The sequence below is a fragment of the Maribacter sp. 1_2014MBL_MicDiv genome (genome assembly GCF_001865655.1).
GTDB classification, from domain to species: Bacteria; Bacteroidota; Bacteroidia; order Flavobacteriales; family Flavobacteriaceae; genus Maribacter; species Maribacter dokdonensis.
Window position 1 is genome coordinate 4,188,784 of the sequence record NZ_CP011318.1, and the last position, 26,275, is coordinate 4,215,058.

At 35.3% G+C, this 26,275-nt stretch carries 27 protein-coding genes and 1 riboswitch; of the genes, 19 read left to right on the forward strand and 8 right to left on the reverse strand.

The window, feature by feature from the left end:
• The first annotated feature begins 169 nt into the window (after positions 1–169).
• From YQ22_RS17740 to YQ22_RS17780, 9 genes are all read left to right on the forward strand, one after another.
• A complete protein-coding gene (locus tag YQ22_RS17740) occupies positions 170–1,132 on the forward strand; it encodes a 2OG-Fe(II) oxygenase (RefSeq protein ID WP_071342260.1) in 963 nt (320 codons plus the stop codon).
• 94 nt (positions 1,133–1,226) lie between these two features.
• Positions 1,227–2,006 carry an SDR family NAD(P)-dependent oxidoreductase gene (locus YQ22_RS17745; protein ID WP_071342261.1) on the forward strand — a complete coding sequence of 260 codons (780 nt, stop codon included), beginning with the start codon at positions 1,227–1,229 and terminating at the stop codon, positions 2,004–2,006.
• Positions 2,007–2,187: 181 nt separating this feature from the next.
• Positions 2,188–3,303 carry an esterase-like activity of phytase family protein gene (locus YQ22_RS17750; RefSeq protein ID WP_071342262.1) on the forward strand — a complete coding sequence of 372 codons (1,116 nt, stop codon included), beginning with the start codon at positions 2,188–2,190 and terminating at the stop codon, positions 3,301–3,303.
• A 161-nt stretch (positions 3,304–3,464) separates the two neighbouring features.
• Positions 3,465–4,088, forward strand: a complete 624-nt coding sequence (locus tag YQ22_RS17755) for a MarC family protein (RefSeq protein WP_058102779.1) — start codon at positions 3,465–3,467, stop codon at positions 4,086–4,088.
• A 43-nt stretch (positions 4,089–4,131) separates the two neighbouring features.
• On the forward strand, positions 4,132–4,683 hold the full coding sequence (locus YQ22_RS17760) for an NAD(P)H-dependent oxidoreductase (protein ID WP_071342263.1): 552 nt from the start codon (positions 4,132–4,134) through the stop codon (positions 4,681–4,683).
• Positions 4,684–4,724: 41 nt separating this feature from the next.
• Positions 4,725–6,623: a monovalent cation:proton antiporter-2 (CPA2) family protein gene (locus YQ22_RS17765; RefSeq protein WP_071342264.1), complete on the forward strand. Its 1,899-nt coding sequence runs from the start codon at positions 4,725–4,727 to the stop codon at positions 6,621–6,623.
• Positions 6,624–6,817: 194 nt separating this feature from the next.
• Complete coding sequence (locus tag YQ22_RS17770; RefSeq protein ID WP_071342265.1) at positions 6,818–7,402, forward strand: DUF6515 family protein; 585 nt, start codon at positions 6,818–6,820, stop codon at positions 7,400–7,402.
• A 161-nt stretch (positions 7,403–7,563) separates the two neighbouring features.
• Positions 7,564–8,178 (forward strand): DUF6134 family protein, encoded by a 615-nt coding sequence (locus YQ22_RS17775; protein ID WP_083414295.1) that lies wholly within the window; start codon positions 7,564–7,566, stop codon positions 8,176–8,178.
• A 26-nt stretch (positions 8,179–8,204) separates the two neighbouring features.
• Positions 8,205–8,966, forward strand: coding sequence for a patatin-like phospholipase family protein (locus YQ22_RS17780; RefSeq protein ID WP_071342266.1), 762 nt, complete (start codon positions 8,205–8,207; stop codon positions 8,964–8,966).
• Between the two features lie 7 nt (positions 8,967–8,973).
• On the opposite strand, the gene YQ22_RS17785 is transcribed toward YQ22_RS17780, so the two are convergent.
• The 6 genes from YQ22_RS17785 to YQ22_RS17810 all read right to left on the reverse strand — a co-directional run bounded on the left by YQ22_RS17785 (position 8,974) and on the right by YQ22_RS17810 (position 13,793).
• Positions 8,974–9,585, reverse strand: a complete 612-nt coding sequence (locus YQ22_RS17785; protein ID WP_058102785.1) for a DEAD/DEAH box helicase — start codon at positions 9,583–9,585, stop codon at positions 8,974–8,976.
• A gap of 87 nt (positions 9,586–9,672) precedes the next feature.
• Positions 9,673–10,572, reverse strand: a complete 900-nt coding sequence (locus YQ22_RS17790; RefSeq protein WP_071342267.1) for an EamA family transporter — start codon at positions 10,570–10,572, stop codon at positions 9,673–9,675.
• Positions 10,573–10,698: 126 nt separating this feature from the next.
• Positions 10,699–11,856 (reverse strand): iron-containing alcohol dehydrogenase, encoded by a 1,158-nt coding sequence (locus YQ22_RS17795; RefSeq protein WP_071342268.1) that lies wholly within the window; start codon positions 11,854–11,856, stop codon positions 10,699–10,701.
• A 39-nt stretch (positions 11,857–11,895) separates the two neighbouring features.
• A complete protein-coding gene (locus YQ22_RS17800) occupies positions 11,896–12,528 on the reverse strand; it encodes a nitroreductase family protein (protein WP_071342269.1) in 633 nt (210 codons plus the stop codon).
• Between the two features lie 13 nt (positions 12,529–12,541).
• Positions 12,542–13,207 carry an NAD(P)H-binding protein gene (locus YQ22_RS17805; RefSeq protein ID WP_071342270.1) on the reverse strand — a complete coding sequence of 222 codons (666 nt, stop codon included), beginning with the start codon at positions 13,205–13,207 and terminating at the stop codon, positions 12,542–12,544.
• 1 nt (position 13,208) lies between these two features.
• A complete protein-coding gene (locus YQ22_RS17810) occupies positions 13,209–13,793 on the reverse strand; it encodes a TetR/AcrR family transcriptional regulator (protein ID WP_071342271.1) in 585 nt (194 codons plus the stop codon).
• Between the two features lie 172 nt (positions 13,794–13,965).
• On the opposite strand from YQ22_RS17810, the gene YQ22_RS17815 reads away from it, so the two are divergent.
• From YQ22_RS17815 to YQ22_RS17835, 5 genes are all read left to right on the forward strand, one after another.
• Positions 13,966–15,537: a WG repeat-containing protein gene (locus YQ22_RS17815; protein ID WP_071342272.1), complete on the forward strand. Its 1,572-nt coding sequence runs from the start codon at positions 13,966–13,968 to the stop codon at positions 15,535–15,537.
• A gap of 221 nt (positions 15,538–15,758) precedes the next feature.
• Positions 15,759–16,988, forward strand: a complete 1,230-nt coding sequence (locus YQ22_RS17820) for a patatin-like phospholipase family protein (protein WP_071342273.1) — start codon at positions 15,759–15,761, stop codon at positions 16,986–16,988.
• A gap of 80 nt (positions 16,989–17,068) precedes the next feature.
• A complete protein-coding gene (locus tag YQ22_RS17825) occupies positions 17,069–17,569 on the forward strand; it encodes a hypothetical protein (RefSeq protein ID WP_071342274.1) in 501 nt (166 codons plus the stop codon).
• Between the two features lie 35 nt (positions 17,570–17,604).
• Complete coding sequence (locus YQ22_RS17830) at positions 17,605–17,841, forward strand: hypothetical protein (RefSeq protein ID WP_071342275.1); 237 nt, start codon at positions 17,605–17,607, stop codon at positions 17,839–17,841.
• A 200-nt stretch (positions 17,842–18,041) separates the two neighbouring features.
• Positions 18,042–19,358 (forward strand): DEAD/DEAH box helicase, encoded by a 1,317-nt coding sequence (locus YQ22_RS17835; protein WP_071342276.1) that lies wholly within the window; start codon positions 18,042–18,044, stop codon positions 19,356–19,358.
• Between the two features lie 10 nt (positions 19,359–19,368).
• Here the strand turns inward: YQ22_RS17835 and YQ22_RS17840 are convergent, their stop codons facing one another.
• Positions 19,369–20,211: a helix-turn-helix domain-containing protein gene (locus YQ22_RS17840; protein ID WP_071342277.1), complete on the reverse strand. Its 843-nt coding sequence runs from the start codon at positions 20,209–20,211 to the stop codon at positions 19,369–19,371.
• 225 nt (positions 20,212–20,436) lie between these two features.
• On the opposite strand from YQ22_RS17840, the gene hxlB reads away from it, so the two are divergent.
• Entirely contained in the window at positions 20,437–21,021 is a 585-nt protein-coding gene (gene hxlB, locus YQ22_RS17845) for a 6-phospho-3-hexuloisomerase (protein WP_071342278.1), read from the forward strand.
• 46 nt (positions 21,022–21,067) lie between these two features.
• A complete protein-coding gene (hxlA, locus tag YQ22_RS17850; protein WP_071342279.1) occupies positions 21,068–21,697 on the forward strand; it encodes a 3-hexulose-6-phosphate synthase in 630 nt (209 codons plus the stop codon).
• A gap of 74 nt (positions 21,698–21,771) precedes the next feature.
• On the opposite strand, the gene YQ22_RS17855 is transcribed toward hxlA, so the two are convergent.
• The gene (locus YQ22_RS17855; protein ID WP_071342280.1) at positions 21,772–23,070 is read right to left on the reverse strand and encodes a Na+/H+ antiporter NhaC family protein; all 1,299 of its coding nucleotides are present in this window, start codon (positions 23,068–23,070) and stop codon (positions 21,772–21,774) included.
• Positions 23,071–23,121: 51 nt separating this feature from the next.
• Positions 23,122–23,219: riboswitch (SAM-I-IV-variant riboswitch) on the reverse strand.
• Between the two features lie 279 nt (positions 23,220–23,498).
• Here YQ22_RS17855 and YQ22_RS17860 point away from each other — a divergent pair.
• From YQ22_RS17860 to YQ22_RS17870, 3 genes are all read left to right on the forward strand, one after another.
• Complete coding sequence (locus YQ22_RS17860; protein WP_156894596.1) at positions 23,499–24,764, forward strand: aryl-sulfate sulfotransferase; 1,266 nt, start codon at positions 23,499–23,501, stop codon at positions 24,762–24,764.
• 238 nt (positions 24,765–25,002) lie between these two features.
• Positions 25,003–25,746, forward strand: a complete 744-nt coding sequence (locus YQ22_RS19255) for a hypothetical protein (protein ID WP_071342282.1) — start codon at positions 25,003–25,005, stop codon at positions 25,744–25,746.
• 130 nt (positions 25,747–25,876) lie between these two features.
• Complete coding sequence (locus tag YQ22_RS17870; RefSeq protein ID WP_071342283.1) at positions 25,877–26,176, forward strand: hypothetical protein; 300 nt, start codon at positions 25,877–25,879, stop codon at positions 26,174–26,176.
• Positions 26,177–26,275: the final 99 nt, after the last annotated feature.

Here is a 26,275-nt window from a genome sequence, read left to right on the forward strand (position 1 = left end):
AATAGTGTTAAATGCCTCTTTTTAGAGGCATTTTTCATTTATAAAATAGCAAAACCTTTTTTTTTACTAAAACCACCATTTTTACTACCAAAGCAGAACAGCCGGTTGTGCGTAATTTTGTTATAGATAAAAAATACAATAGCAGTAGCTATACTTAAAACATATAATTATGAAAACAATAGAACATACCAATGCACTTGCGGAGGCTCGTGCTTTAGAAGTACCATCAAGAGAATTATCATTAAGACGCGATCCATCTGTTTCTCAATTTTGGAATGAAAACCGTAAATTGTTAGAAGCTGCTTGGGCAGAATGGGAAATAGAAAACAAAGACGATTTATTAGTTCCTGACGAAACTTTACTAGACCCGCGATTACGTAAAGCAATTAAAGACGCTTGGGAAAATCCTGAAAAAGAATCTGCTGTTGCCGATTTATGGGAGGAAGTTATACCTGGTGTTTATGTAGCACAGTTTTTTGATGTAGATCGTTTAGCGGATTTTCGCAACTATTTAGAAGCTGTTGCAAACTCAAGAGTACCAAAACGTGCGCCTTATGGCATACAGCTAAACCGATATGGAATGATGCTAGACCCTCGTTCTGAAGGGCATTTGGTAGCACCTAATTTTCAGGATTTTTATAACGATATGATGGACCGTTTTATGCGTCCGATAGCACGTTTATTATTAGGAACTTACGGTTATGACAATCAGACTTTTGGATTTTCAATCCAGTACAACCCAGATAAGGACAAAGATTTACACGCACATACCGATGCTTCAGCCGCTACCTTGAATATCAACATTAACTTACCGGATGAAAAGTTTACAGGATCTGAGGTCGATTTTTATGATAAAGCTTCAGGAAAAACGGTACAAGCTATTTTTGAGCCAGGAAAAGCCATCATCCATAGAGGTAATGTGCCACACGCAACACATCCAATTACAAGCGGACAACGTAGTAATTTAGTAGTTTGGTTGTATGGTGACCGTATGCAAATACCACGTGGTAGTACCAGTAGTTACGGGAATAGTAACAGTGACTCTATTAAAGATGTTGCCTTGGAAAGCGTTACCGCTCGCCAACGTTGGAGTTTACCTGATGGTCCTAAAGATACCGTTGCACCATTCTAATTACAGCAAGCGTAGTTTATTACATTAGACAGAAATAAAATTATAAAACTGGCAATAGTTATATTGCCAGTTTTCATCAACATAAAAGAATAAAATGAAACATTTATTAATAACAGGAAGTACAGACGGTATAGGAAAATTACTTGCCTTGCGTTTGGCTAAAGAAGGGCACTTTGTAGCCATTCACGGTAGAAGTGATGCTAAATTAGCAGCTACTTTAAAAGAAATTAAACAACAATCTAATAATGAAAATGTAATAGGCTTTTTAGCGGATTTTTCAGACTTAAATGCAGTTAAAAAAATGGCTGAAGAGGTTGCAGAAAAAATGCCGGTAATTGATGTTTTGGTCAACAATGCAGGCGTTTTAATGACCAATAGCAATAGTGGCGCTACAGATATTCGGTTTGTGGTAAATTATTTTGCACCTTATGTATTAACTAATGGCATAGTAGCAAATTTAAAAGCATCGGACGCACCAAGAATTGTGAATCTAAGTTCTGCCGCGCAATCTACTATAAATGTACAAGCATTAGAAGGCAAAACAGGCTTGGGCGCCAACGAAGCATACGCACAAAGCAAACTGGCATTGACAATGTGGAGTTTTTATTTAGCGGAACAAGAACCATCAATCACGGTAGTGGCTGTAAATCCAGGTTCCTTATTAAATACCAAAATGGCTAAAGAAGCGTATGGGCAGCATTGGTCTCCTGCAGAAAAAGGGGTTGACATTCTGTACAATTTAAGTATGACAGATTTAGCAAAATCTGGTGAGTATTTTGATAATGATAAAGGTTCATATGCCACAGCACACGCAGATGCATACAACACTCAGAAAATTGAAAATTTACTTTCTATAACAGCAACAATGGTTTAGGACTTTTTTGTTCTTTTAATTTGATACAACCTTTTTATTATGAATAATTTTGCAAGAGTAAAACACCTCAAGGTAAGCCCATGAGGCATTCAACAGAAATAAACTTTTAAATTTGCGGCAAGCCTCGGGGTATTATACCCTTTGGCGGTGCCAATAAAATTTCGCTATTAACACCAATAAAATGAGGATTGTAGTAACATTGCTATTTGCATGCACAGCTTTAATAATAACGTCTTGCGGTGGTAAAAAGGATAGCAAGGAAGCCGAAAACACTATAAACTTACGTTTTGTAGATGAGTATGTTCTGCCGGCAGAGTCAGCTCTTAACAACACTAAAGTTGGTGGTTTATCCAGTATTGATTATGCAAATGGCAGTTATTATTTAATCAGTGATGATACTGAATCTCCAAGGTTTTATGAAGCTGAGATTTCGTTTGACTTAAATGGTTTTGATTCCATCTTCATGAAATCGGTTATACTCCTTAAAGATAAAAATGGTCTAGGTTTTTCTAAAGGAAGTATTGATCCAGAATCTTTAAGATATGATAAGGGCTCGTTCATTTGGACAAGTGAAGGTAATATCAATAATGGAGTAAACCCATTTGTACGTATTTCAGATTCAAACGGAAAATTCGTTAAAGAAATTGAAATCAGAGACCGCTTTTTAATTCACGCTGACCCAAAGTTTGGCCCTCGTCATAATGGTGTTTTTGAAAGTATAACCTTAAGCCATCAACAAAATGGGTATTGGGCGGCAATGGAATTACCACTAAAACAAGATGGCGATGAACCAACGTTAGACGAGACTGACTCGCCAGTAAGAATTGCTTTTATCAATAAGGAAACCGGTAGTTTTGAAAAAGAAATAGTATACGAATTAGATAATGTAACCAGGCAAGCTATTAATGGGCATTCTTTTGAATTGAACGGTGTTGTAGAAATTTTGGAATATGATACTAATAAGTTTTTAGTTTTGGAACGTTCTTACGCTATGGGGTACAAAGATGGTGGTAACACGGTTAAAATTTATGATGTAGATGCCAGTAATGCAACAGACGTAAGCAATTTTAAAAGTTTAAAAGTCAGAAACTACTCAAAGGCAACCAAAAAGCTTTTGTATAATTTTGATACTATCCGAAATGATTTAACAAACGGTGTTGTAGACAATATTGAAGGTATTACGTTTGGCCCAAATTTTGAAAATGGCAATAGGTCTTTAATTGTGGTTGCCGATAACAACTTCAATCTTTACGGCAGTCAACTCAATCAGTTTATTTTGTTTGAAATTGGCAAGTAATTTAAAACCTGTACCCTTAAAGTATTCCAGTTTAAAAATGAGATTAATTTTAAAATGGTCTCAGCTTTTCTTATTTTTCAATAATTCCCAAAAGTTTCAAAATTATTTAGGAATTTAAAATGGAATTGAAGTTCTTGCACGATTAATTTTTGCTCATAATAATGGATGACTTAATTACATTTTCAATTGCCGTTTTTACTGGTTTCTTTGCCATTACAAACCCAATTTCTAACATGACCGTTTTTTTATCGTTAACCCAAGGTGCCGATAATAAAACTAAGGAGGATATCAATAAAAGAGCAAACCTGATTGCCTTTATTATTGTATTGGTCTTTGTGCTTTTAGGCAAGTATATTTTTGAACTTTTCAATATCAGTATTCCTGCGTTTAAGATCACGGGCGGAATTCTAATTTTCTATATCGGTTTTGAGATGCTACAATCAAAACAATCTAACGTAAAAAATATAAAACACGTTAATATTGATGAGAATATTGCCGTGTCTCCACTTGCCATTCCAATTTTGGCCGGTCCGGGTACTATTGTTACCGCAATGAACTTTGTGTCTAGTGCACAACCGGTACATATTGCTATAGTTATTGCCGTATTCGGTTTTATGAGCCTTCTCACTTATTTCACGTTCAGACTTAGTAATTTAATAGTAAAATTAGTTGGCTTTAACGTTATTTCGGTAATTGGAAAAATAATGGGTCTTATCATAGCCATTATTGGTACGGGTATGATTATAGAGGGCATTAAAATTTCCTTTAATCTAATTACGAAGTAATTGGCTTACTAAACCATAGGTCATTATTCTTAATTGATATAACATGAAAAAAGTACTTGTTTTATTTGCTCACCCAAAGTTTGAGAAATCTAGGGCAAATACCATTTTGGTCAATTATATCAGAAATAAAGAGGGTGTAACCTTTCACGATTTGTATGAAGAGTATCCAGATTTTCATATTGATGTTTCCTATGAAAAAAAATTATTGGAAGAACATGATGTAATCGTTTGGCATCATCCAATGTACTGGTACAGTTGTCCGCCTTTATTAAAGCAATGGATAGATATGGTGTTGGAATTTAATTGGGCATACGGACCAAAGGGCAAGGCCCTAACTTCAAAAATATGTTTAAATGCCATTACTACCGGTGGAAGTATAGAATTGTATTGCTCACAAGGTAGCAATAGCTATACCATTACCGAGTTTTTAAGACCTTTTGAACAGACCGCCAACCTTTGTCTAATGAATTATAGACAACCATTTACCGTAATGGGTACCTATAGATTGACTGATGAACAGCTTAGCGAATACGGTTCGCAATACAGTTCTTTGATAAATAGCCTACAAAATGAAAAGACGGTGCTTAGTACGTAAAGTTCTGTTGTATTAAAAGCACTAAATAAACCAAACCAATTATGACCGGAAGCCTTCTTTTTGATGCCATTGTATTTTTATTGGGAGCAATCATCTGTGTTTCTATAGCTAAAAGATTAGGCTTGAGCTCTGTTTTGGGCTATCTGATCGCCGGAGTTTTAATAGGTCCGTATGTTTTGGGATTTATAGGTGAAGAGGGAGAGGACATCCTTCATTTTGCTGAATTTGGGGTAGTGGTCATGCTTTTCTTGATAGGGCTTGAAATTGAACCCAAGAACTTCTGGAATATGCGTAAATCCATTGCTGGTATGGGTGGTTTACAAGTTGCCGGGACCATGTTGCTCTCTTATCTCTTTTTTATACTAATTGATTTTGATTGGAAGGTTGCCTTGGTGATATCTATGGCGGTAGCCTTATCATCAACGGCTATAGCCATGCAAACTATTGATGAAAAAGGCCTTATGGAAACTACCTTTGGGAATTCGGCATTTTCCATATTATTATTTCAAGATATCATCGTAATCTTTATGTTGGGAGCAATTCCTTTGCTTTCCAATACCGAGGTTGAAGCAGCTGCAGATAGCCATGAATCTACCGGTAATCTTTTAGATGGTTTGCCCATGGGCTACCAAACATTGGCCATTATTCTATCTGTTGTGTTGATCATAGGTGCCGGTCAATATTTAATTGTTCCCATGTTAAGAAGAGTTGCTAAAACGGGAGTAAGGGAACTGCTGTTTGCCTCTGCTTTGTTAATCGTATTCAGTATTTCATTCTTAATGGAGTATGTTGGTCTATCACCTGCTTTAGGTGCCTTTTTAGGCGGAGTGGTACTTTCTAGTAGTGAGTACAAACATGAACTTGAAAGTAACCTTGAACCTTTTAAAAACCTTCTTTTAGGTTTGTTCTTTATAGCCGTAGGTGCGTCCATCAATTTTGTGGTCATTGCCAAAATTCCGTTGACCATTGGAGGTATATTATTGGCAATAGTATTGATAAAGGCATTGATACTTTTTATTACGGGAAAGGTATTTAACCTAAAACTGGACCAAAACTTGTTGTTAACTTTTAGCTTGGCCCAAATTGGGGAATTTGCTTTTGTATTGCTATCCTTCGCATTTCAATTAAATATTCTAGATCAGGAACAGATGGATATAATGTTGGTAATCACGGCACTGACCATGTCCATTACTCCCATTATCAGTATCATAAACGAACGTTTCATCTTACCAAAAATAGGAACTAAAGAGTCCATCAAAAGACCTATGGATCATATTGCGAAATCACAAAATGTTATTTTGGTAGGTTTTGGTCATTTTGGTAGTACGGTCGGTAGATTTTTACGCTCTCATGGTATTGAAGCTACTATATTAGATCAAGACTCCAATAGGGTAGATGTACTCCGCAAAATGGGTTTTGAAGTATATTATGGTGATGCCACTAGAATAGATCTTCTTGAAGCTGCTGGTATTGCAAAGGCTAAAATATTAATATGCGCCATAGATAATCCTCCTATAACACAAGAAATTACCAAACTTGTGAAAGAAAAATATCCTCATGTAGAATTAATGATACGTGCCCAGAATAGAAATGATGCATATGAATTGCTGAATTTGGGCTTTGAGAATATTTACCGAGAATCATTGGATACCTCTTTAGCATTGGCAAAAGATGTTTTAAGTAAACTAGGTTTTAGAAAATACACCTTAATTAGACAGGTCCAGAATTTCATTAAATATGATGAATCTAGTTTAAGAAGGCTGGCAATGGAACCTAAAGGCGATGATGATTACCTTTTTAAGGTTAGAAAAGAACTTGAAGAGCAAGAGCGATTATTGGAGGAGGATTTTAAAAGAGGCATTGTTGAATATGATATTCATTGGGATAGTGAGTCTATTAGAAAAGTATTGAAAAACCAACAGAACAATGCCAAATCTTAAACGCTAAACCAATAGCGTAAAGTACCACCAAAACTCAATCTTAAAACTTCTATACAATTTACTCATTCGTAGATCAAATTCCCTAAATCATCTATTAGTACAGTTTTTTCATCTGTTTCATTTAAACCACTTGCCATATTACTTGTCAAAGTATGGAACGATAAAGTAAAGTTTAACTTTTAAAACTAAAACAGATGAAAACAAATACTAAAACATATGCAATACTTGGTTTGTTATTAATTGCTTTTGCTTTACCTAGCAATGCCCAAACACGTAAAAGAACAACAACAAAAACTACCACTACCAGGACTGGAACTAAAACACCTGGAAGGGTTTCCAGTAAGAAAGTAGTATACAGAACACCAACGAAAAAGGTGGTTTCGGTGAGATCGGTTCCTAATAAAACCGTGGTTAGACACAATGGTCAAAATTATTACTATGCCAATAATAAATATTATACGGCTTCTAGAGGTAGATATATTGCTATTGCACCAAAAGTAGGATTTAGAATTAACACTTTACCTGCTAATTCAGCAAGAGTAAGATTTAATAATCGACTTTATTTTAATGTAGGGGGCACTTTTTATATTGAAGCAAATTCTGGATATGAGGTGGTTGAACCAGAAATTGGCACCGTAGTTTATGAATTGCCAGATGGGTATGAAAAAGTTACTATTGACGGTTTAACATACTATGAATATGCTAACATACTTTATGAAAAAATACAACTGGACGGTTCTAGAGCCTATGAAGTGGTAGGTATTATTGATATGGAATAATTAAATTAAAATTGAATTTGTAAAGGGCTTACCCATAACGGGTAGGCCTTTTCTGTTTATGAATAGTAGTGAAATATGACAACGGTTAGTTTTTACAAGAACACGTTTTGTTAGATTTACTACTTCATTACATTATTCATCCTCAAAACAATAATTAGCTAATGTCGTCAACAAATCAACTACTTGGTATTTTCATTTTTGCTATGACTCTGCTAAGTGCTACCTCAAATACTGTTAATACCAGTAAGAATACCCTAAGCTTTACCATTATCAATAAAGACAAAGCCATTGGCACCCTAAAAGCTACCAAAGTTGTTAATGGTACAAAAATTCATTATCAAAGTATTACGGCAATTAAAACAAGGGTGATCAAGGAAATTGAAGTAGATTATAAATATGATGTTGTATTTGAGGATAACCTATTAAAAAAGGCTAGCGTAATCATTGGGGTAGATGATAAACCCTATGCCGATATCATCACCAACCGTGCAGATCAAACCTATCTAATTACCAAAAACAAAAAGAAAGAATCGGTTATAGAAAATGCTATACATTATGCGACCATAGTTTTATATTTTAAAGAACCTATAGGTATTGATAGTTGCTATTCTGAACAAGATGGTAGCTTTAACACCATTGTACCTTTAGGCAATCATGTCTATAAAAAGATTAACGCCAAAAAACATGAAAATGTGTACTACTATGAACGTGGATATTTACAGAAGGCTGAAATTGATGGCGGATTGATAAAATTTGAAATAGTGGCAGAAAATTGAATTTTAACCTAATTAAATAAATGGTCATGAATACAGGATTAGTGTTATCTGGAGGTGGTATTAGAGGTGTAGCCCATATTGGAACCATAAAAGCCTTGGAAGAATATAATATTTTTCCGACCCATATTTCAGGTACCAGTGCAGGTGCCATAGTTGGTGCCCTATACGCAGGTGGTATTCAATGGCAAGAAATTTTAGGCTTTTTCAAGGCAATTCCAATTTTTCACACCAATAGGTTCGCAAGAAGAAAACCCGGATTTTTAGATACCGAAAAGTTTTATGACGAGTTTAAAAAGTTTTTTCCAAATGATGATTTTGGCGCCTTACCAAAACCATTGTTTATTACTGCTACCGACATTATAAAGGGCGAATTGGTCATATTTGAAAAAGGAGAATTGATCAAACCCATTCTAGCCTCGGCAACTTTTCCCGGTGTTTTCTCTCCAATTGATATAGAAGGATCTTATTATATAGATGGCGGTGTACTGAACAATTTCCCTGTAGAACCTCTCTTAGGCTCTTGTGAAACTATAATTGGCAGCTATGTAAACGCCCTTAAACCTGTAGCCATTAACGACCTAAAACATTCTTACAATGTTCTTGATAGGGCATACAAAATAAAATCAGCCGCAGAATCTCTTGCAAAATTCCCTACTTGTAAATTTGTAATATCACCAAATGAACTTTGTGAGTTCGCAACTTTTGATATGCGCAATATAGATACGATCTTCAAAATTGGTTACGAAAGCACCATTAAGGTTTTAAAGGATTTAGAATATAAAAAGTAAAACGTATTTACTCAGAGACATACTGTGCGCGTTCCATGAAGAAATCTTCAAATCGCTCTAATTTTGGAGATAATTTTTCAGCATATAGTACATACTGGCATTTTCTAATACTTTGTGAAACCGTAACCATTGCGGTATAATCGGATTTCTGAATTAAAAAATCACCGTCATCAATACTGCAAATTTTTAATTGCGAAGTACTTACACCATTTAACAAAAACAATTTATGTAGGGTAGTAGGGGTGGTAATCAATACATCGATCCCCTCAAAAATTTCCGACTTCTGAATGTCTATATGCAGTTCTTTATAACTGGCATAGAGCCTCATATCCGTATACTTGGTATACTCAAAAAACTTATCATAAAGCTCCAGCACTTTTTCTTTGTTTTCAACAACGACCACTGCTCTAGGCGCATTTCCTTCTGCCTTGCATTGTAATTTTTGTAATGTTGTCAAAATTAAAGCGGTGGTTTTTCCACTCTCCTTAGGACCATAACAATATACATTTGCTCCACTTTTAATAACCGGTATACTCTTCTTCTGAAGTGAAGTAGGCTTTTCAATTGCCAATGCTGTCAACCTTTCAAGTAAATGCGGATTCAGTTTTTTAAATGCCATAGATGATGATACAAATTAAACGAGCTGTTCATGTGCAAAGATACTACCTACAAGGGGGCAATACCAATTAGAAGGAATATTTAAGTATTAGCTATACAGTATTAGAAAAACGCCCAGCATAATACCTGCCAATGGAACTAGTTTTTTACGTTTATTTTGCTCTTTGAAGATAAAGCCACCTACGACCACGGCAATAAGAATTTGACTTCGTTTAATGGCCGATAAAAGCATGATCAATGCATCTGGATCCTGTAATGCCTTAAAGTAAAAATAATCTGCAATTTGAAGTAAAATACCCACCAATGGTATGGTCCATCTCCAAGTAAATGCCTTTCTTTTTTCGGCATAAGGAAACCAAGTTACCGTAAGTATGATCAATAAAAATAAAACGGTATAAAAGCAAAACCAAAATTGCAATGTCTGCGGATTCAAGGCTAAGCTTTGAATTAAAAATTTATCGTACAAACCGCTTGAAGCTCCTAAAAAAGTTGCCCCAACAATAGCAAAAATCCATTTATTTCGCTTAAAATGTATCCCTTCTTTTTTACCGATTCTTGAGTAGAGAATCACAGAAAATATGATGAGAAAAAAACCGATCCACTGCCATGAATTCGGTTTTTCCTGATAAATGGTAATGGCACCTATAAAAGTAAAAAATGGCCCCGCAGATCTTATGGGCGTAACAATGGTTATGGGCAAATGCTTTAATGCTTGGTAGGCCAGCACCCATGATGCCGCCATGATCGCTGATTTAATTGCAATAAATCCGTGAGTTTCAAGAGGAATATTGGTGATATAAAAATCTATGGACACCATATATTCCTTGAAGAACAAGGAGCCAAAATAAAAGGGCAGGAGCAATAAAAACCCAGACGAGATCGTACCCAACAATACAGGAAAAACCTCATTGCCCTGTACAGCATGTTTTTTGCATAAGTTGTGTAATCCTAAAAATAACGCCGCTAAAAGTCCAAGGTACATCCACATAATGCGCGCGAAGATATTGGTTTTATCTTATTTGTTCATAACCTAAAAACCTTGTATTGCACCTTTAAAACAAAAAGGGGATGCCTTTTGTAAAGACACCCGCTTTTTCAACACTCAAACTTAATGTTAATATGCCATTTTTACGATTTTTTCAGCGTCTTCTGGCATTAGAGCTTGTCGCTCACCTAATTTCCATCCTCGGTCCGTAAAACGTTTAGCAATCTCTTCAGCAGTACCTTCGTATTCTTTGGTATAATCTGACAATTTGGTATCTATTCCCAATTCTTGAAAGAAAGCTTCGGTTTTCTCAATAGCCGCATAAGCCTTATCATCAATATCTCCCTCGGTTATATTCCATATACGTTCGCCATATTGAGCCAATTTTTCCTTTTTGGCCTCAAAATTATACTTGTAATGACTTGGTGCCACAATTGCCAATGTACGTGCATGATCAATACCGAACAACGCGGTTAATTCATGCCCCATCATGTGTACGGCCCAATCTCCAGGTACTCCTTTTTGAATTAATCCGTTCAAGGCCATGGTACAGCTCCACATAAAATCGGCCGCAGGATTATAATCGGTAGGGTCTTTAATGACCTTTGGCGCTACTTCAATCAACGTTTGCATAATACTTTCTGCAAATCTATCTTGTAACGATGCTTCTATAGGATACGTCATGTACTGTTCCAAAACATGTGTAAACGCATCGGTAATACCGTTTACCAATTGACGTACAGGAATAGATGTAATCACTTGTGGGTCAAGTACGGAAAACTCTGGGAACAATCCTGGTCCGCCCATGGCTAATTTTTCCTTTGTTTCCGCTCTTGTGATGACCGCTCCTGAATTCATTTCAGAACCTGTTGCCGGTAACGTCAACACCGTACCAAATGGCATTCCTTTTTGGGTTCTTACATTTTTAGTAAGTATATCCCATGGGGTGTCACCTTCATAAACAGCTGCCGCAGAAAGGAATTTTGTCCCGTCAATTACAGAACCGCCGCCTACTGCCAATAAGTAAGATACATTTTCATCCTTAATAACCTTCAGCGCCTTCATCAATGTATCATATTCTGGATTGGCAGGAATTCCGCCAAACTCAATAACATCAAAATTGGACAGTGCCTTGGTTACCTGATCGTAAATGCCGTTTTTCTTAATACTTCCGCCACCGTAAAGCATAAGTACTTTAGCATTGGCGGGTATTTCACTTTCTATTTTTTTAATCGTATCCTTTCCAAAAATTATTTTGGTGGGATTCTTAAATTCAAAATTGTTCATTTTCTTTCTCTTTTATTTTTTATTTGTTCATTGGCTTTACTATTCTATAACAGTAACCAAATCTTTCATTGGTTTTCTCACCTTTACAAGGTTCACCAACCAATCTTCACTTTCATTCCTATAGCCTAACGGCAATAATACCGCACTTCTTAATCCTTTTTCACGAAGACCCAATATTTTATCTACAGCTGCAGGATCAAAACCCTCAATAGGCGTTGCATCTACTTTTTCAAAGGCTGCCGCAGCAATGGCTTGTGAAAAAGCGATATAAGCTTGCTTTGCCGCATGGTTAAAATTCTCCTCTTCATCTTTTTGTGGGTATGAATCCAACAACATCTTTCTATAATTTTCCCAACCTTCATTTTTAAAACCACGAATTTCATTGGTAAGGTCGAACATATAGTTAATGCGTTCTTCCGTATACGTGTCCCAAGCGGCAAATACCAAAAGGTGAGAACAATCTGTAATCATAGATTGGTTCCATGCTACCGGTCTAATCTGTTCTTTTATTTCTTGATTTTTAACCACTATAATTTCAAAAGGCTGTAAGCCACTAGAAGTAGGAGCCAAGCGTGCCGCCTCTAATATGCGTTCCACTTTATCTTCAGCAACTTTTTCACCATTCATGGCTTTAGCTGCGTATCTCCAATTCAATTTATCCAATAATTCCATTATCTAATTTTAATTAAGTTGTTTTTGCTAATTGTTCTATATCATTCGATGTAATTATAACATCGGTATTACTCGTGGTATTTGCCAAATTGAGCATTGCTTGTGCAATACTGTCGGCATTAATTATTCTATATTTCTTTAAGGGACCAATGAATAGGGGCTGAATTACTTTTAAGACTACGAGACCTATCTTTTCTAGTAATCGTTGTTCGTTTCTTTCCCCACCTATTAAAGAAGGCCTTAAAATGGAAGTTTTCGGTATTGCCTGATTTAATACTTCTTGCTCCATTTCTCCTTTAGTACGGTTATAGAAAACACTACTTTTCTTGTTTGCGCCCATTGCGGAAATAACTAAAAAAGTGCTGATTCCATTAGCATTTGCCAATTTTGCCGCAGCTACAGGTATACCATAATCAATGTCTCTGTACAAAGATTTATCCGGAGTCTTTTTTGCGGTGGTACCTATACAACAATAGACTTCATCACCGGTAAAATCATTTTTAAACTGTTCCAATTCTAAAAGGTCACCTATAAACTGCTTCACTTTATTGGGCAAACCCTTTATGCTAGACCTTGAAAACAACTTTATGCTTTCATATCTATCATCAACAATAAGTTTCTTTAAAAGCAAGCCGCCCGTTAAACCAGAAGCTCCCAAAATAATAGCTGTCTTTTTCATCCTATTCGCATACTTTTATACTGCTCCAAGCTGCCTCAAAAGCTTGTTCCAACTGTTTGTCGTCCAAAACTAAGGCACCACGATTTTGAGCAATAGTTAGAAAGGAAAGCGGATTAATAGCATAGGCATACAACATATAATCTGACATGGGTTTTATAACCCCTGCTTTAATTCCTCTTTTCCATAAATCTAACAAGGGTTGTAAATGCCTTATCCCTTCTTGTCTGCTTTCTTCATCTATCATGGGCGTATTATCACATTGGGCCAAGAACATGGCGTATGCATCTTCTTTCAGTTTAAATTCAGCAATACGTTTCCAGATTACTTCAAAACCTTCTTTGACCGACATGGTTTCATCATAAGTAGCAAAAGCGTAAGTAGTATAACTTGATTTCACCTCTAAATATGTCTTGTTTACCAAATCTTGTTTGTTTTCAAAATAGAGGTAAATAGTTGCAGGAGAAACACAGGCCATTTTAGCAATTTTGCTCATAGGCGTTGCATGAAAGCCGTCGTTATTAACAAGCTCTATGGTTGCATTTAACAATGCGTTGCGTTTGTCTATACTTTTTTGAAGTGCTGCCATAATTTTATTTTCCTACAAAGATATCGAATAAAAGAATGAACGTTCATTTTTTAATATAAGTTTATGAAACTTAAATCATCAACATGGTTAAAAGTAAATTACCTCAAATTGTGTAATTTTTTCAAAGAAATTACGTTTTGCTGATAATATTTAATTAACCTATACAAAATCTATGAGACTACATTCTTTCTTATTTGCTATTTTATCCTTTGGTTCCATATTAGCACAAGATAAATATGTAACTATTGACGAACAGCATCACAAACCTACCAAAGAATTAAAAGAGAAAATTATTAATGCTAAATACGAACCGAGTTCCATTTTTGTTAATGATTATCTTACCATAAAAAGAAATGACCAAAGCACATTTACCGATAGTTCGGGAAATATTTTAGATAAACTATACGATTTTAAAACAGAAATGTCTACCAGCCATATTTTCTTCACAGGAGATATAGTAACTGGAATTAACGATTACGGAAAAAAAGAAAATGACAAATATATAAATATACATGCAGTTGATGCCTCGGGCAATAAAATTGATAGTGAAATCAATTCAAAATCAGATTATTATTTTTCATCCAATATGTCTAGGGTCTATAAGCACTATTTCAGCAAGGACCAAGATTATTTTACTATACACTATAATAAACCAGATCCTAGTAAGGGCTGGGGATATGATTTACAGGAAGGTTTAATGAATGGCAAAGGAGAAATTATTATAGAACCTAAATACAAAAGCGTAAAACAAATTGAAAACGATTTTTTTATTGTTACCGATGGAGATAACTCCAAAAAAGTAATTAATCTAAAGGATATGAGTTCAATACCAGCTAATTTTAGTGATATTTTCTCATTTAACGACGTACCAAATGCACAAAGATTGGATCCATACCTATCCTTTAATGAAAAAATAATTGCGGAAGATGCAAATTCAAAAGCTTGGGGCATTTATAATTTAAATACCAAAAGCTGGGAAGTACCCGCCATTTACCAGCAACTAATTCCTGTTAATACATTTAGACAAGTTGATGATAAAATGAGACACATACTATTTACAGATACCTTTATTGCCGTTAAAGATAACCAATGGGGTCTCATAAATAACACCAACAATACGATTATACCATTTGAATATGAAAAGGTAGAATACAATAACAAATATTTTAAAGTTTTCAATAAAGAAGGTAAAATGAATTACTTTGATACAGCATCTAAAACCTTGCTTTTCAATACATTCTATGATGACATTCACTACAACGTAGACGAACCTAGCTTAGCGGTATTAAATTTAAACCAAAATGTTGGTCTTTTTGATTTTGACAACAAGGTATTTTTTGTCGATCCATCTGAAGGGTTCAAAGGTTATGAATATGTGAACAAGTATAAACTTATATTATTGAAACGTAAAAATGCAGAAGGTAGAAGTGATAGGGCATTATTTTCTATTGAGAACAAAAAAATAATTTATAAAGATTTTAATGATTTTTACTATGCAGACAGAAATGGTAAATTTTCTAAAATCCTACATTTTGATGGTACCAGTTCAATAATAGACAATAATGGCAAAGTTATAGTACCTCCAGGCAATTATTACGGTAGACCACAATATCAACAAGGTGTATTCTTCTATTATAATAGTTCAAGTAAACGCGCAAAAGCAGTTCATTGCTATAAAAATAATGGTGAACCTATAGATGCCGCTACTTGTGCAGAAAAGTTCAGTAAGAAGAAAAAGAAATAACAAAATCCTTAAAATATCAAAAGCAACTATTCTTTAATAGTTGCTTTTTTTATTCGCATAACTTTCAACTTAATTAAAAACAACAAAACCTCATAAATTCTAAGAACATCCTATAACGGCTCTATCTTATAATTCACTAACTTTAAGATGTCTAATAAAGGTAGTTCCCACGTCCTTTTCATTTACTTCATCATTTAACCTTACTAGGTATTCCATAACACATGTATAAAATTCTATCATTAGACGGCGGCGGTAGTTGGGCAATTATGCAATTACTTACGCTAAAGGACAGATATGGTAATATAAATGGTCATCAGATTTTGAACAAATTTGACTTGGTCATTGCCAATTCAGGTGGTAGTATCGTATTGGCTGCTTTAGCTGAAGACTATACTATTGACAAGGCCATTTCTTTATTTAAAGAAGAGAAGAACAGGACAGCTATTTTTCATAAAAACAGATTTAAGGATCGATACTTTCCCGTGGATTATCTGGGACTTTTCAATGCCGGTTTTGGACCTAAATATAGTGCCAAAAGAAAAAAGGAAGCGTTTGAGAACTTATTTCCCGAAATCGATAAAATACAAATGGATGAACTTCCAAAACTCATTGGAAAGGTTTCCCTTAAAATTGTTGTTGCAACGTACGATGCACTGAACAATCGTGCAAAATTCTTCAAATCGTTCTCATCGAATTCCGAAGGAGATGATTCCGTTAGACTTACACAGGCCATAAACGCATCTTCAAATGCACCTGTACAATATTTTGATTTTCCAGCAAGGTTTAAAGCACAAGGAAGTGATATTTTCTATGAGCTTTGGGACGGTGCTCTCGGCGGATTCAACAATCCTATTTTAGCGGGAATCATTGAAGCGTATAAATTGGGAGTAGACCTAAATACCATTCGCGTTGTTTCTTTAGGTACCAGCAATTCCTTAATGTCAGCAAATTCTAAAAGGGACTTTTGGAAATGGAAACAAATTGCGCTTCAATTCAGAAGAAAGAAATTACATTTTTCAAAATGGAAACCTCAATTTAATTTTTTTAAAGAAACGGTACTGCACCAAGCTAAAACCATATTATATCAACCGCCAGACACCGCCAATTACATTGCTATGATGTTCTTAAAAGCCGCAACGGGCAATAAACCCAATGAGCAGATTATTAGATTATCTCCTTTAATACATTATGATAGCCATAGTTCTGAAGAAATTATTCCATTGATCCAACAGCTCTATAAAATGGATATGGACTTAACTACAGATGAAGAAATCGATAAATTAATAATGTGTTTTATTGGTTGGAAAAACGGACTGATCTATAACCAACCTATTGAATTTAGAGTAGAACGCAGTAATGACCTCTTGTTTTTAAAAGGTGACAAATGGTATAAAGATGGTATGGAGAGGTGGATAAAATGGGAACAGGATTTAAATATTGCACATTTATAATGATTATGTTAAATTTAACATAATTTTATTACAAAATTCGATAATAAAATACACTTGAAACAATAAACACTATATATTTTATGAAAAATGCTCTTAAAACCGGTAAATTTTTAGCGATGACATGTGCCTTTAGCACATTGATGTTCACATCCTGTTCAGACGAAAAATTAGATACTGAAATCGAAACTGTACAAGAAGTTAAGACGCTTGAAATTGCTTTGAAATCCCCCACTGACAATCCTATTATTATTGATGATTTGGGGATTACCAATGTGCAATCCGCAAAATCAAGTAATGCCACCAAAGGCCGTTATAATATAACTTTAAAGTATTTGTTACCACCAACCGAAAGGCAGGTAGAAGTTTTTGAAGCTGCGGCAGCAAGATGGGAAAGAATCATTATTAAAGATGTACCAGATGTAGCAGGACCAATACCTTCTGCTTTCACAGGTTTTCCTAATATTGATACCATAGATGATTTGGTAATTGAAGTTGCCTTGGCGCCAATTGACGGACCAGGAGGAATTTTAGGTCAAGCGGGTCCGCAATTTGTTAGAACTGAAGATTTCTTACTGCTTTAGGTCATTGGAGAGAATCTACATTAAACAATGAGTTAATGACCGGTTTCTTAAATCTTGGTGAAAACCCATTAAGTCGTATTACGGCCGGGTCAATGCAAGATTTAGGTTATGGATCTGCATCTGTTGGGGAGTCTTATGATTTACCTCGTGGAACTGAAGGTGTTGACATTAATGATCTTGGTGATTTTGGCACTGCTGAAAATCAAGGTTTAAACATAGCCAAAATGGAAGAGTTAGTGCCTTTGAGAGGTTTTGTAAATGTTAAAAAATAACACAAATCCTCTAACAAGGATATCATAACCCTTAAACCGTTTAAATTATTAAGCTTGCACCATTTCTCAAATGGTGCAAGCTTTTTATTTTCCATCACATCTACATATACCCTGTGGTTATTATACATTTTATATACAACCTTTAGGCGTAATTAGTCTTAGCTACTAAAAGTGTACCTATCTTTGTTTAAAATCATTTTATGCCAAGCCAATTTTCAGATTTAGGAATTTCTAAGGATTTACAAAAAAGTCTAGATGAATTACAGATAACCGAACCCACCACTATTCAAAAGAAATGCATTCCTATAATTTTGGACAAAAGGGATGACCTTGTTGCCTTAGCAAAAACAGGAACTGGAAAAACCGCTGCTTTTGGTCTACCATTATTGCAATTGATAAACAGCAAAAGTACAGCTGTACAAGCTGTTATTTTAGCACCAACAAGAGAATTGGCACAACAGATTCATGCCAACTTAATATCGTATACCTCAAATAACCCTGATATTTCCATTGTTGCTTTATGTGGTGGTATTCCCATTAAACCTCAAATAGAGGTACTTAAAACTCCTACCCAAATGATTGTCGCTACACCTGGTAGATTGGTTGATTTAGTAAAACGCGAAGCTTTAGATATTACAAAACTAAAGTATTTGGTTTTAGATGAGGCCGATGAAATGGTTACTGCTTTAAAAGAAGACTTAGATACTATTATTGCCGGCATACCTAAAACTAGGCGTACATTTCTATTTACCGCTACCATGTCTGGTGCAATCAAACAACTGGTTCAAAACTACATGTCTAAACATGTTGTTCATAAAGAAGCAGATATGGCTACCCTTGGTCATAAAGGTATTGACCACAAATACGTGGTTGTAGAACCTATTGAAAAATTAGATGTGCTTATGTATTTTTTAAATTCGAAAGAGGGACAGCAGGGTATTATCTTTTGTAAAACGAAAGCTGCAGTAAATAAGCTAGCCAAGAAACTGGCCATAAATAAATTTTCATCTGGGGCATTGCACGGTAGTTTATCTCAAGGAATTAGAGACCGCATTATGGGTCAGTTCAGAGAAGGGCATATTAATATTCTTGTGGCGACAGATTTAGCTTCTCGTGGTCTTGATGTAAAGGAATTGAGTTATGTAGTCAATTATCATTTACCGGACACTTATGATGCTTATGTTCATAGAAGTGGACGTACTGCCAGAGCAGGGGCAAAAGGACTTTCATTGACCATTCTTCAAAAAGAAGAGGTTGCCGAAGTTTTTGATTTTGAAAAGGAATTGGGAATATCTTTCTCCAAATTCCAAAAGGCAGATGCACAGAGTATAGAAGAAAACAACACCTTGCTTTGGGCAAAGAAAATATTTAAGACCAAACCTAATCGAGAAATATCAGACGAGTTCAAAACCAAGGTTAAAACAGTGTTTCATCATTTAACCAAAGAAGAACTAGTAGAGAAAATCTTAGCTAATTACCTTTCGAAGCACAGTAAGGCAGATGATCCTGGTAAATAAATCGGTAATTTTAACTATACAAGGTGTTATCATGAGAAATTACATGCTCTTTCACCTTGTTCTGAAACTCCTGTGGCGTCTGTTCCGCATGCTGCTTAAAGAACCTACTAAAATAGGAGTGATCTTTAAAATCTAGGTTATAGGCAATTTCTTTAATGGTATTCTCACTATGAATAATTTGGCGTTTTGCCTCAAGAATTAAACGGTCATGAATTAATTGTACTCCGGTTTTATCCAGCTTTTCTTTCAATATTTGATTTAATCGCTTGGCACTTATACCTAATTGCTCTGCGTAGAATTTTGCATTTCGTTCTTCTTTATAGTTATTTTCCAATAATAACATAAACTCGTAAACCCTTTTTTCATTAATATCCTGTAGGGTAAAATGCTGCTCTTTTAAATGTATCAGCTTTAATAGAAAGACTTTTAACAGGGCTTTAATCATAACCAGGTTTACAGTTTCCTTATTATAATCATCTTTCAATAACTGTAATACGGTCGTTAAGCCTTTACTGGTTTCTTCATTTACCTGAAGACACGAAAACTCACCTTGTATATTGAACATTCTAAAAACGTCTAACAAAAATTCCTTTAGATCGCCTTCCAACAATTCTTGTTTAAAAGAAATCAACACTCCATTCTTACCTGCCTTGTTCAATTGATGAACCCGGTATGGCGGTATTAGATAAATCCAATCTCCTCTTAATGTTTGAAAATCGTGCTGTGGTTCATGAAGTGCATCTTCATTGACCAACCATACGATCTCAAAAAAATCTCTTCTAGCTGGGTCGTTTAAATAAGCTGGTGGACAGTTACCTAAATCTTTAATGTATAATACTTTATCACTCAGCATAGCTTTTATTTATAAATGATCTAATTAATTATCAGTTATCATTTTAATCCATCAAAATGACCTTGTTTCCAAAATGTACCACAAAAATAGCGAATTCTACCATCAAAAAATTAGGTATTGGCAAATTGTACCAGACATCTACCAAATAGTGTCATTTTCCTTACTAAACTCACAATAACTTTGTACCCAGTTAGTAAAAGAAGAACATACAAAGTCAATTTAGTTATGGAGGGTACACTTAAAAATAAGGAAACACAATTAGTGGAAAGTGCAATGAACATTATTATAAATGAGCATATAAAGTTGACACACTCCATTAATTATAATGAAATAGCAAGTTTGATTCCGACAATAAACAATGCCAAAAACATTTTTGTAATGGGAGCAGGCAGAACAGGATTGATGATGAAAGCATCGGCAATGCGACTAATGCACTTAGGGTATCAAGTACATGTTGTAGGTGAAACTACCGCACCGGCGATTAAAGAAGGTGATTTATTGATTGCTGGATCAGGATCGGGCACAACGAGTGGTATCGTTAGGGCTGCTGAAACTGCTAAAAAAGTAGGGGCAGGGTTAATTTGTTTTTCCACTAACAACACATCTCCTTTGGCAATTATGTCTGACCAAACAGTTGTTATACCCGCAGCACAAAAACAGGCAAGAGATGAAAATGTTTCTAAACAGTATGCCGGTAGCCTTTTTGAACAATCATTGCTTTTGACATTCGATGCATTGATACAAACCCTTTGGGATCTAGACGGCAGCACAGCATCTGAATTATGGAAACGTCACGCAAATATGGAATAAGAACAAGTTTAAATAAATAATAATTAGAACATTAAAATAGCATATTATGGCAAAATTACAAGTAGCGATCGATTTATTGAATATAGATGACGCAATAGCACTAGCAACAAAAGTTGCTCCTTACATCGACATTATCGAACTAGGAACTCCGCTTATAAAAAGTGAAGGTTTAGCTGGTATCAGAAAAATGAAAGATGCTTTCCCAGATAAATTGGTATTGGCTGATTTTAAAACTGCCGATGCAGGTGAACTAGAAGCAAATATGGCTTTTGGGGCTGGTGCAGATTACATTACGGTATTAGGTGCAACAGGCGATTCTACCATTGCAGGTGCTGTTAAAGCGGCAAAAGAGCATGGTAAAGGTGTTGTTGTCGATACTATCGGTGTAAAAGATAGAGTTAAACGTGCGCAAGAAGTTATTGCATTAGGTGCAGAGTTTGTTGAGTTACATGCCGGTTTAGATGAGCAGGCAGAAGATGGTTACTCTATACAGGTACTTATTGATGAAGCAACTAGAGCAGGAGTGGCAGTTTCTATTGCCGGTGGTGTTAATTTAAGCAGTATTACCGCGGTTAAAAACTCTGGTGTTACAGTTGCAGTAGCCGGTGCCGCTATATATGGTGCAGAAGATCCTGCCAATGCAGCCAAAGAATTACAAGAATTGGCAATGGCATAAGCAGGTAGAAGACGAAAGTGGTACTTTTACAGCAACTTAGATCCCCATTTTTAATGGGGATTTGTTGTTTCTAGCTATTTCTGTTTTGGTCGTAAACTAATAAATAATATCGTAGAAATCAGTAACAATAACAGATACCAGGTATTACTTACCAAATCAATATAGCTAATACTGCCGTTTGCAAAGCTCAAAATCATAAGCACCTGAGCTCCATAAGGGAGTAATCCTTGCGTTATACACGCAAAAACATCTAAAATTGATGCAGTTTGTTTGTTTTCCAATGCATATTCATCGTTTATGGATTTTGCAATTGGTCCAGATATAATTATTGAGACCGTATTGTTCGCAATTGCCATATTAATGGTAGATACTAAGGCGGCAATACCAAATTGGGCGGACTTCTTACTTTTTACAAAGGTTTTGATTTTAAGTAGAATAAATTCTATTCCGCCATTGTATGTTACCAAAGCAGCCAATCCTCCAGTTAATAAAGACAACAAGAATATCTCCGTCATATTGGTAAATCCGGTATACGATATTCGTGTAAATTCTAAAATGGTGAAGTCTCCATAGGCAACTCCCAAAATTCCAGCAGAAATTGCCCCTAATACAAGCGTTACAAATACGTTTACACCTATTACAGAAAGTGTAATCACAATTAAATAAGGTACGATCTTAAGTATGGAATAACTGTATGCTTCCATTTCCAACCCTTGTGTATTCATGACCAACCCTTGATAGATTAAAATTATCATGCTTATAACGGCCGCTGGGACAGCTATTTTGATATTGGCTTTAAATTTATCGCTCATTCTAACATTTAACGATTGTGTTGCCGCAATTGTAGTATCTGAAATTACAGAAAGGTTATCACCGAACATAGCCCCTCCTAATAATGCGCCACACAAAATTGCCAATGAAAAATTACCGGTATCTGCAAAACCCATAACGATTGGAGCCAATGCTACAATTGCACCTACAGAAGTTCCTGTTGAAATCGACAAAAATGCGGCGATCACAAATACACCTACATAAATAAAATGCCCACTAATTACATCTAGACCTAAATGCACTATAGCGTCTACACTACCCATTGCCTTGGTTGTAGCTGCAAAAGCCCCTGCAAGTAAATATATTAGGCACATTGTAAGTATTTTATCATTACCACAACCTTTTAACAGAACAGCTATTTTCTCGTCCATTGCTTGTTTAAACATGAGAAATGCCACTAAAATTCCTGCGATAACGGCAATAGGAGCGGGGAGTGCATAAAAATCTTGCTGAAAAATACCCACACCTAAAAACACGATAATGAAAACTAAAAATGGAAATAATGCCTTATAATTGGCAACTACAGCTTTAACTTGGCTCATAAAATACTTTTTATAGAACCTCAACTAACGCCATAGCAAATACAAAAGGAAGTGGTTAACGTTTTTTCCAAAGGTATTGGCTTATCACTTTTAGCACCTTGCTCGTTATTGCAGGTTGCTATCTCTATTTGAGATTCTTGATAAATTAAGGGCGCAAATGTAATCAACTGTTAACTCATAAAATCAGATTTTATATTAATTATAACATTAATTGTTTCGCTTGCGTCTTGATGCTATTACTTAGGTTACATTCAAATATTTTAACCTAGCCAAATTACCCATTCACTGAATAACGAATCTCATTCACTGAGAAGCCCCATTCTCATTTAAACTTCTATCTACCTTTATCATCTAAACAGAGACTCGCAACTATAAACTTAGATGCTTAAACAATTTAACAACCTTTAAAAATTTGAATGATGAGTAAAATGAAATTTAAATTAGGTACTGTCTCTTTATTCTTGATCTTATTATCCATAGCCTCTTGTAGTGATGATTCTGATGATGTTTCTATTACTGAAGAAGATATAACCGATGATAGTAGCGATACTACAGAAGCAAGCAGTACCGTTGATAGTGATTCTTATATTCTTGCCATTGCGCCAGACACCGGGGTATATTTAATTGACCATGACGGTAATACCTTGTTCGATTGGGACTTTAACGGTGATCAATTAGGTAATGATGCCATGCTTCAATCTGATGGTAGTTTGGTATCTACGATAAAAGTGGATAATCCCCGAATATCATTTGGAGGTTATGGTGGGGCATTTAGAAAGATCAATGCTGATCAATCTATTGAATGGGAAGTTAAATATTCTTCTAATACCTATATAGCTCACCATGACATAAATTATTTGTCCAACGGTAACATCATATTTCCAGTATGGGAAGAAGTAAGTGCTGCAGATGCTGCTGAAATGGGCTTTTCTGGCAATTTTGATATATACCCCGAAGCCATTATAGAAATGAACCCTTTAACCCAAGAAATAGTATGGGAGTGGCATGCTACAGATCATTTGGTACAAGATTACGATGAAAGTAAGTCAAATTTTGGTGTTGTTGGCGATGTACCCAACTTAATCGATGTTAATTATAATAATGATCAAACAGATGGCGATATCATGCACGTTAATGGTATTACGCTAGATGAAACTAATGATCTGTTATATATGACAGTAAACTTTTATAGTGAGGTTTGGGTCATTGATCACAGCACCACTACAGAAGAAGCTGCCACAAGTACTGGAGGAAACTACAATTTGGGTGGCGATTTGGTATACCGTTTTGGAAATCCTCTTGCTTATGATAACGTTGGTGAAGTGACCATGAACAGAGTTCATTACCCAAACCTTTTTGACGACAATAAAATGCTGGTTTTTGTAAACAACAAATACGATAACCAGTCTGCGGTAGCGGAATATCAACTGAGTCCGCCATACGAATTGGTGGCCGGTCAAGACAATGAACCGGAATTAATATGGGAATTTACAGATAGCGACCTATATAGTAATGGCTTAGGTAGCGGTGTTAGAATGAGCAATGGTAACACTCTTATCAGTGAAGGAACAGGAGCGATCTGGGAAGTGAACAGTGACGGGGACGTTCTATGGAGATATACAAATTACACTAGACCTTGGCGAGCTTATGCGTTCACCAAAGATGATGATGCCATAACTGCATTGGGTCTATAATACGATAGTTTTTTTGATTGATTGATTAATGATGAAGAGCTCCAATAGCAATGTTGGAGCTTTTATACTTTTAATCCATCTATATTATGAAATCAAAACAACTAGTTTTGTTCAAACATGTTACCATTAAAGATTCAGGTATTCACTTTAAATCTTATGGCATCCACTTAAAATTCTTCTTTAGTCCTTGTTTAATCAATAGGTTTACGATTCCAAAAAATTACTAAGATCAAAAAAAATGAAAATATATACTACGCTAATATTAATTCTTGTTTTGGCTATTGGCCAAGCTCAAAATACAGAGGATAACATTACATATCACAGCATTTTAGACGAAGAGCATATTATTGTCGAGTTAAGTACAGTTGACCAAGCTACTATGATGTCTATGTTGCACCGTGGCTTTTATGTGTATTTTGATGCTAAAGGAAAAAAGAAGAAAAATGTTTCTATTCAATATCCAATCAATATTACTGCGCCAAAACGTCCAGAAAGAAATGAAAGAGATAATAATACTCGTGAAAAAACGGATGAACAAGAGCGGAAAAGACCAGACATGAACGAGCTATTGGAAGAAATGCCCAGAACGGCACGCTTTATTAATTTTGATTATGAAGAAGAATTTCATTTGGATCTAAACAATTTGGGCATTACGATAAACTATAACTATGACGAAGCTTCAAAAGAACTTCGTTATCAATTAAAAATACCAAAAAATAGTATTGCTGATAATGACACCAAATTATCCAAATTATCTATTGGAATTGTGACTCCAAAAATAACATCCGAAACAAAAACTGAAAGCTCAAATGTAAGCTTTGGTGGTGGAGGACAAGGTGGCGGACCGGGAGGTGGCAGAGGTGGTCAAGGTGGTGGTCCTGGTGGTGGCGGTCGAGGAGGTTCTCAAGGTGTACCACCACAAGATGAACGACCTGAAGAAGTCTCAATCAATATTTGGTTTAAGGCTGATTCCTTCAATTAAGTAATACATCACTTTTCATCTATTGATTCTATAGATACGTAGTAATAATTACACTATTGGTATATAATGTTTTCACTTACTAAGAGGTAAAGATACTTTTGTAATACATTAATATTAAAAACACATAACCATGAAAAAAGTAATTGCAACGTTTATCATTATTGCTTTAATAACCAGTTGTAACAGTGTAAAGAACATGAACACCTCATCTATGTCCGATGCTGCTACATTATTAAGCTCACTAAGTTCTAATTCTACGGTACAGCAGGTGGCGAGCTTATTTAGCCTATTGGATACCAACAATGATCAAGCTATTAGCTCAACTGAAGCTATTGGCGAAGTTTCTGAAAATTTTGATGTATTGGACACTGATAATAACGCTAGCCTTAATTTAACCGAATTGGAAGGTATACTTGGTTTGTTAAAATAAACCTTCCATTTAAACGTATTCCCCCCGAATACGTTTATTTTCATTTTGAGTTATTTGCTAAGAACCCCCTGTTTATCTTAAACAGGGGGTTCTTTTTTT